The organism is Microbacterium sp., assembly GCF_035554235.1.
Taxonomy (GTDB): domain Bacteria; phylum Actinomycetota; class Actinomycetes; order Actinomycetales; family Microbacteriaceae; genus Microbacterium.
Genome location: NZ_DATMIO010000164.1, coordinates 1 through 7,529, shown reverse-complemented (window position 1 = coordinate 7,529; position 7,529 = coordinate 1). Strand labels below are relative to the sequence as shown.

At 72.0% G+C, this 7,529-nt stretch carries 8 protein-coding genes; 5 read left to right on the top strand and 3 right to left on the bottom strand.

Annotated elements, in window-relative coordinates; all coding sequences use genetic code 11:
- Positions 1 to 90 precede the first annotated feature (90 nt).
- Both VNT50_RS08430 and VNT50_RS08425 read left to right on the top strand, forming a co-directional pair.
- A complete protein-coding gene (locus VNT50_RS08430) occupies positions 91 to 711 on the top strand; it encodes a PadR family transcriptional regulator (RefSeq protein WP_325484666.1) in 621 nt (206 codons plus the stop codon).
- A complete protein-coding gene (locus VNT50_RS08425) occupies positions 708 to 2,243 on the top strand; it encodes a DHA2 family efflux MFS transporter permease subunit (protein WP_325484665.1) in 1,536 nt (511 codons plus the stop codon). The genes VNT50_RS08430 and VNT50_RS08425 overlap by 4 nt, the downstream gene beginning before the upstream one ends.
- A 14-nt stretch (positions 2,244 to 2,257) precedes the next feature.
- Here VNT50_RS08425 and lhgO read toward each other — a convergent pair whose 3' ends face one another.
- Both lhgO and purD read right to left on the bottom strand, forming a co-directional pair.
- The gene (gene lhgO / locus VNT50_RS08420; protein WP_325484664.1) at positions 2,258 to 3,478 is read right to left on the bottom strand and encodes an L-2-hydroxyglutarate oxidase; all 1,221 of its coding nucleotides are present in this window, start codon (positions 3,476 to 3,478) and stop codon (positions 2,258 to 2,260) included.
- Positions 3,475 to 4,743, bottom strand: coding sequence for a phosphoribosylamine--glycine ligase (gene purD, locus VNT50_RS08415; protein WP_325484663.1), 1,269 nt, complete (start codon positions 4,741 to 4,743; stop codon positions 3,475 to 3,477). Before purD ends, lhgO begins: the two co-directional genes overlap by 4 nt.
- Positions 4,744 to 5,048: 305 nt before the next feature.
- Here purD and VNT50_RS08410 point away from each other — a divergent pair, with 305 nt between their 5' ends.
- On the top strand, positions 5,049 to 5,417 hold the full coding sequence (locus VNT50_RS08410; protein ID WP_325484662.1) for a sterol carrier family protein: 369 nt from the start codon (positions 5,049 to 5,051) through the stop codon (positions 5,415 to 5,417).
- Positions 5,418 to 5,543: 126 nt separating this feature from the next.
- Positions 5,544 to 6,032 (top strand): hypothetical protein, encoded by a 489-nt coding sequence (locus VNT50_RS08405; RefSeq protein ID WP_325484661.1) that lies wholly within the window; start codon positions 5,544 to 5,546, stop codon positions 6,030 to 6,032.
- Here the strand turns inward: VNT50_RS08405 and VNT50_RS08400 are convergent.
- On the bottom strand, positions 6,029 to 6,637 hold the full coding sequence (locus tag VNT50_RS08400; RefSeq protein WP_325484660.1) for a zinc-binding alcohol dehydrogenase: 609 nt from the start codon (positions 6,635 to 6,637) through the stop codon (positions 6,029 to 6,031). The two genes, VNT50_RS08405 and VNT50_RS08400, sit on opposite strands and share 4 nt — an antisense overlap.
- A 322-nt stretch (positions 6,638 to 6,959) precedes the next feature.
- On the opposite strand from VNT50_RS08400, the gene purM reads away from it, so the two are divergent.
- A partial coding sequence (gene purM / locus VNT50_RS08395; RefSeq protein ID WP_414683958.1) for a phosphoribosylformylglycinamidine cyclo-ligase occupies positions 6,960 to 7,529 on the top strand: 570 nt, incomplete at its 3' end.

The following is a 7,529-nucleotide window of genomic DNA, read 5'->3' as shown; positions in this document are numbered from 1 at the left end:
GCGGCGACCGTGGCCAACGCTCGAAGCAAGGTGGTATATTCCATGTGGACTATTCCGAGCGGATCGACAACAACCGAGAGGGGAGACGCCGTGAAACGCGCGCGGACCCTCACGCCCCTCGCGGTCACGGCCTTGGCGCTGCTCGAGGAGCGGCCGATGCATCCGTACGAGATGCTGCAGCTGCTGCGGCTTCGCGGCAAGGACGCCGTGCTCACCATCAAGCCCGGGTCGTTCTACCACACGGTCGCGCGGCTGGCCGAGCTCGGATTCGCCGACGTGCACTCGACCGGTCGAGACGGCAACCGTCCGGAGCGCACGCTGTACGCGCTGACCGAGGCCGGCCACGAGGCGATCGTCCGGTGGGTGCGGGCGCACCTCGCTGCCCCCGCCACGCCGCAGGACTTCGCGATCGCCCTGGCCGAGGCGCACAACCTGGACGTCGACGAAGCGCTCGCGATCCTCGAGGCCCGGCTTGCTTCGCTCCGCTCCGAGGAGAGCCAGCTCCGGGATTTCCTCGATCGCGCGAAGGCGAAGGGCGTCCCCTTCGCCTACCACCTCGAGGTCGACCGCCGCGCCGACCTCACCCATGCCGACGTCGTGTGGACGGCAGCCACCCTCGAACGCCTCACCGCCGACGCGGCGGCCTGGCCCGACATCCATCCCGACCCATCCGCGGTCGGCATTCGAAACTCCTGGGAGCACACCCCGTGACCGAACCCACCGCCGTCCCCGCGGCATCCACTACTGCGCCCGCGCGCAGCCCCTGGCCCGCCCTCTGGGCGCTCGTCATCGGCTTCTTCATGATCCTCGTCGACACGACGATCGTCTCGGTCGCCAACCCGGCCATCAAGGCCGCGCTCGACCCCGAGACCAACAACCTCGACAACGTCGTGTGGGTGACGAGCGCGTATCTGCTCGCCTACGCCGTCCCCCTCCTGATCACCGGACGTCTCGGCGATCGGTTCGGCCCGAAGCGCATCTACCTTCTCGGCCTCACCGTCTTCACGCTCGCGTCGCTGTGGTGCGGGCTCTCCGGCTCGCTCGAGATGCTGATCGCGGCAAGAGCCCTGCAGGGCCTCGGGGCCGCGCTCATGACCCCGCAGACGATGGCTGTCATCACGCGCACGTTCCCCCCGAACCACCGCGGAGCGGCGATGGGCCTCTGGGGTGCGACGGCCGGCGTGGCGACCCTCGTCGGACCCCTGGCGGGCGGCCTGCTCGTCGACGGCCTCGGATGGGAGTGGATCTTCTTCATCAACATCCCGGTCGGCGTGGTCGCCTTCGTGCTGGCATGGATGCTGGTGCCGAACCTGCCCACCAACCCGCACCGATTCGACATCCCGGGCGTCATCCTGAGCGCCGTCGGCCTCTTCCTGATCGTCTTCGGCCTTCAGGAGGGCGAGCACTACGACTGGGGCGTCATCTGGGGCCCGATCACGGTGTGGGGCGTCATCATCACTGGCGTCGCCGTGATGGGCGTCTTCATCTGGACCCAGGCGCGCACGAAGAACGAGCCCCTCGTGCCGCTCGCCCTCTTCAAGGATCGCAACTTCGGGGTCGCCAACATCGCGATCGCCGCGGTCGGCTTCACGGTGACGGGCATGTCGCTGCCGCTGATGTTCTTCATCCAGCTCGCCCGCGGGCTGAGCCCGACCGAATCGGCGCTGCTGCTGATCCCGATGGCCGTCCTGTCGGGCGTGCTCGCGCCGTTCGCAGGGAAGCTGCTGGATCGCACCGACCCGCGCTTCCTCCTCGTCCCCGGGCTGATGTTCGTGGCCGGCTCGCTGTTCTGGTACTCGAGCCTCATGAACGTCGACACCCCGATCTGGATGTTCCTGCTCCCCTCCGCGATGATGGGCATCGGCAACGCGGGCATGTGGGGGCCGCTGGCCACCACCGCGACGCGCAACCTTCCGATGCATCAGGCGGGTGCCGGCGCCGGGATCTACAACACCACGCGCACGGTCGGCTCGGTCATAGGCTCCGCCGCGATCGCGGCCTTCATGCAGGGCCGCCTAGAGGCGAACCTCCCGGGGGCGGCCTCGGCCGGCGGCGACTTCGGATCGGGCGGCACGCTTCCCGACTTCGTCCTCGAGGGGTTCTCGACGGCGATGGCGCAGGCCATCCTGCTCCCGGCGTCGGCGCTCCTGATCGGCCTCGTCGCGGTGCTCTTCCTCCGGCGGCCCGACACCACCGGTGCGACGGCGGACTGGCACGCGGCCGACGCCGAGTCCGCGCGGTAGGGCCCACCGCAGCGTCACGCGGTGCGCGCGAGGTAGTGCGCGATGACGTAGTCGGCGATCGCCATCGACGATGTCGCCGCCGGCGAGGGGGCGTTGCGCAGCACGGTCACCGGGCCGACCTGGTCGACCGCGAAGTCGTCGAGCAGCTCTCCGCCGCGCCCCCACGCCTGGGCGCGCACACCGGCGGCCGTCTTGGCCGCGAGGTCGGACATCCGCAGTTCCGGGATGAACTTCTGCGCCTTCCGGAAGTACAGCGGCTTGAGAAGCGAGCCGCTGATCTCGTCGACGCCCATCCTCCAGTGCTGCTTCGCGAGGGGCCACGCGCCCGGCCACCGGAGCGACTGCCACGTGTCCTTCGGCGAGATCGAGAGCCACTTGTAGCCCTCCCGCGCGAGCGCGGGCACGGCGTTCGGGCCCACGTGCACGGCGTCGTAGACCCCGCGGGTGAAGTGGACGCCGAGGAACGGGAAGCGCGGGTCGGGCACCGGGTAGATCATGCCGCGCACGAGGTCGGTGCGCTCCGGCGCGAGCTCCCAGTACTCGCCGCGGAAGGGCAGGATCTTGGGCGACGGGTCTGCCCCGACGAGCTTTGCGACGACGTCGGACTGCAGGCCGGCGCACGCGATGACGCGGTCGAAGGTGTGCTCGGAGGTTGCGGTGCGCACACGGACGGTGTCTCCGTCGCGCGTGATCGCGACGACTTCACTGCCGAGCAGGATGCTGCCCCCCGCCGCGCGGACGTCCTGGGCCATCGCTTCGGTGATCGCGGCGTAGTCGACGATTGCCGTGTGCGGCGAGTGCACGGCGGCGACCCCGGTGACGTGCGGTTCGACATCGCGGAGGGCCGATTCTCCCTCGAGCCGGACGAGGTCGGGAACGCCGTTCTCGATCGACCGCCGCTCGATCTCGGCGAGGGCGCCGAGCTCCGACTCATCCGATGCGACGACGAGCTTGCCCACCTCGCGGTAGGGGAGCCCCTTCTCGAGGCAGTAGTCGCGGATCGACATCCGGCCCGCCGCGCACAGCGTCGCCTTGAGCGAGCCCGGGGCGTAGTACAGGCCCGCGTGCACGACGCCGGAGTTGTGCCCGGTCTGGTGGGCGGCGAGCCGCGGCTCCTTCTCGAGCACGGTGACCTCGCCCGCCGCGCGGAGCGCGAGCGCGCGAGCGAGCGCGATGCCCAGGATGCCGCCGCCGATGATCCCGATGCGCTCGCCCGTACCCACGCGCGCGCTCACTCCGCTGCGCCGGCGGCGATGTCGGTGCGGAAGTGCGAGCCCTCGAGCGTGATGCGCTCGATCGCGGTGTAGGCGCGGGTCCGTGACTGCGCCAACGTCGTGCCGACGGCGACGACGCTCAGCACGCGCCCGCCGGTCGCGAGCAGCTCTTCGCCTGCGGCGGCAGTCGCGGCGTGAGCGATGTGCACGCCCTCGACCTCCGCCGCGGCTTCCACCCCCCCGAGCGGGCGCCCGGTGCGCGGTGCTTCGGGGTAGCCCTCGCTGGCGAGCACGACCGTGACGGCCGTCGCCTCGGCGAACACGGGCTGCGGAAGGTCTTCGAGGTGGCCCGAGGCGGCGGCCGCGAGCAGCTCGGACAGCGGCGAGACGAGTCGCGGGAGCACGACCTGCGTCTCGGGGTCGCCGAACCGGGCGTTGAATTCGATCACCTTGACGCCCGTGTCGGTCACGATCAGGCCCGCGTAGAGCAGTCCGATGAACGGCGTGCCCTCGGCATCCAGCTGCCGCACGACGGGGAGCGCGACCTCGTTCGTGACGAGCTCGACGAAGGCCGCCTCGCTGCCGAAGCGCTCGGTCAGCCAGGGGAGCGGGGAGTATGCGCCCATGCCGCCGGTGTTCGGCCCCGCGTCGCCGTCGAGGGCCCGCTTGAAGTCCTGGGCGGGCGAGAGGGCCCGCACCGCGTCGCCGTCGCTGACGAAGAACAGCGAGACCTCGGGGCCGTCCAGGAACTCCTCGATCAGCACGGGACCCGTCGGGAGGTAGAGCTCCGCGTGGGCGAGCGCGGCGTCGCGGTCGGTCGTGACGAGCACGCCCTTGCCTGCCGCGAGGCCGTCGGCCTTGACCACGTACGGGGCGCCGAGGTCATCGAGCGCCGCGGCGACCTCGGCGGAGGTGCGAGCGTGCACGGCACGGCCGGTCGGCACGCCGGCGGCATCCATGATCCTCTTCGCGAACGCCTTGGATCCCTCGAGCTGGGCGGCCGCGCGCCCGGGCCCGAAGACCGGGATGCCGTGCTCGCGAAGGGCGTCGGCGACACCGGCGACGAGGGGTGCCTCGGGGCCGATCACGACGAGGTCGATGTTCGCATCGTTCGCGTAGTCGGTGACCGCGCCCGGGTCGAGCGGATCGAGGGCGACGATCTCGGCGTCGCGCGCGATGCCCGCGTTTCCGGGGGCCGCGAAAACGTCGTGCGGCGCGGCTTCGGCGCGGAGGGCGAGGATGATGGCGTGCTCGCGGGCGCCGGAACCGAGGACCAGGATTCTCACCCGCCAAGCCTAGCGGCGCGCCCCGCCGGGTTGCCCGGCAGGTGGGGGCGGGCCGGGCCAGGTTGGGCGGTACGGGTCGGGCGGTGCGGGTCGGGCGGTGCGGGTCGGGCGGTGCGGGGGCGGGTGGGGCCATGCCGGGCTCCGGCCGATCCGGACTGGTGCGCATAACTCCTGCAAAACCCCGGCGTGCTGCCGCCCAGGCCGCGCAGGGCGGGGCTGCCCGTAACCTTGCGCCGTGGAATGCAGGAGTTGTGCGCACACCCGCCCACCCTCACAGCCGAAGGTCATCGGGTTACCGTGGTGGGATGCCGAAGAAGATCGACGTTGCACGGGGGCGCGACGCGCTCGAGGCCGTCGATCGGGCCGCCGCCACCGGCGAGACGCCCACCCGCACGGACCTCGCGACGGCCGTGCGCTACCTGCTGCAGCTGCTCGTGGAGAAGGCGCCCGGCAACTCGGTGGAGGTGCGGGTGCCGCCGTTCGGCGCCGCGCAGGTCGTGCAGGGTCCACGGCACACCCGCGGGACCCCGCCGAACGTCGTCGAGACCGATGCCACGACGTGGATCGCACTCGCGACGGGCCGCGAGTCGTGGGCGGATGCCGCGGCCGCGGGCCGCATCCTCGCCTCCGGCGTGCGCGCCGACCTCGAGGGCCTGCTGCCGCTGCGCCCGTGATGCCCGCGCCCGGGCCGCTGCGCCCGTGATGCCCGCGCCCGTGACGCCGCGGCCCGTGACGCCCGTACCCGGCGACCCGGCGCACGGTCGAGCACGCACCACAGCGCGGAGTGAGAGAATGGGGTCATGGCCCCTGAGGCGCAGATTCCCCGACACCGGCACGAGACGACGTCGACCGACGAGATCGTCGGTGCCCGCGTCCGCCGGTCCCCGCGCTATGGCGCGTTCCTCGTCTTCGGTGCGGTGCTCGGCATTCTCGTCGCGATGATCCTCACGTTCGCCTTCGACGGGACGGCCGAACCGAGCCCGGGCACGAACGTCGTGTACTCCGACGGCCAGGTCTTCGGCTTCCTCGCGCTCATCTGCATCAGCGTCGGCGTGCTCGTGGCCGGGGTTCTCGCCCTCGTGCTCGATCGGACGGTCGGGCGGCGCACCCGCACCGTCGTCGTCGACCACGAGACCGTCGTCGAGCACGAGAACCACCGCGACAACGGCCCCGAGCTCGACGACGGCGAGCCGATCGTGCTCAACCAGGTCGACCCGCCGGCGCCCAGCGTCACGCGCCCGCCGGCCCCCGGCGTCACGCCCCCGCCGGCAGACGGTCCGCGCGCCTAAGCCAGTTCCGCGATGATCGGGTGGATCGCGGCGTCGAAGGCCACGACATCCCCCCGCAGCCCGTCGGTGACCGCGATCGTGAGCGATCCGATCCACCACACGCCGCGCTGACTGAGCGGCAGCACCTGCACGTTGAGCTCGAACGAGTGCGCGCGGCGACCGACCTGGCGTTCGTGCACGGCGATCGCGCTCGCGTACGCGCGGTACGAAACCCCGGGCTTCGCGGCGGCGTCACGCGAGTAGCGCGCGTTGACCGACTGCGCGTAGGCGAGCGCCTCCGACGCGTGCGGGGTGATCGCCTCGCGCAGCAGCTCCGAGCCGTGCTCCGGAAGCGCGATGAGGGTCTCGAATCCGTCGACGAGATCGAGTGGGATGGATGACGGATGCGCCTGCGGCTCGACGGTCATGGCCCAGTACTCGCGCCACTGGCGCTCGAGGAGGGCCTGCGTTTCTTCGGCGCGGTCGTTGACGCGAGCCGGGATGCCGCGCAGGTGCGGCAGCTCTTCGGGCGAGCGGATGCCGAGCACCTGGCGCAGGTAGAGCGCAAGCAGAACCGGCTGGCTCGCGTCCTCGCGAATCAGCCACTCCGGCGCGGCACCTGTCATGCCTCGATTCTACGACCGGCCACCTGCGCCGGGGGGAGGCGGAGACCGCCGGCGCCCGGGCGAGACGCTGCCCGGGGAGGCGGAGACCGCCGGGGCCGGGCGAGGCGATGCGCCGCCCCGGCGAGGGATGCCCCGGCCGGGCCAGGCGATGCCCCGGCCGGCCGGGCGTCCGGTCCGCGACAGGTAGGCTGAGCGGGTGGCTCCTGACTCCCACGAATCCCCTCCTTCTCGCGCCGATTCAGCGACGGCCGCGGGCGCCCGCAACTCCACGTACACCGAGGCCGGTGTCGACACGGCGGCGGGCGACCTCGCCGTCGAGCTGATGAAGTCCGCGGTGCGCTCGACGCACGGCCCCGAGGTGCAGGGCGGGGTGGGCGGATTCGCCGGCATGTTCGACGCGAGCGCGCTCCGCGGCTACCGTCGCCCGTTGCTTGCCACCTCCACGGACGGCGTCGGTACGAAGGTCGCGATCGCCCAGGCCCTCGACAAGCACGACACGGTCGGGCAGGACCTCGTGGGCATGGTGGTCGATGACATCGTGGTGGTCGGGGCGCGGCCCCTGTTCATGACGGACTACATCGCGACCGGCAAGGTGGTGCCCGAGCGCATCGCCGATATCGTGCGCGGCATCGCCGACGCGTGCCGCGAGACCGGCACCGCCCTCGTCGGCGGCGAGACCGCTGAGCACCCCGGGCTGCTCGGCCCGAACGACTACGACATCGCAGGCGCCGCCACCGGCGTCGTCGAGGCCGACGCCGTGCTCGGCGCGCACAAGGTCGAGGACGGCGATGCGATCCTGGCGCTCGCCTCGAGCGGCCTGCACTCCAACGGCTACTCGCTCGTGCGCCACATCGTCGCGCGCGCCGGCATCCAATACGGCTCGCACGCCGCC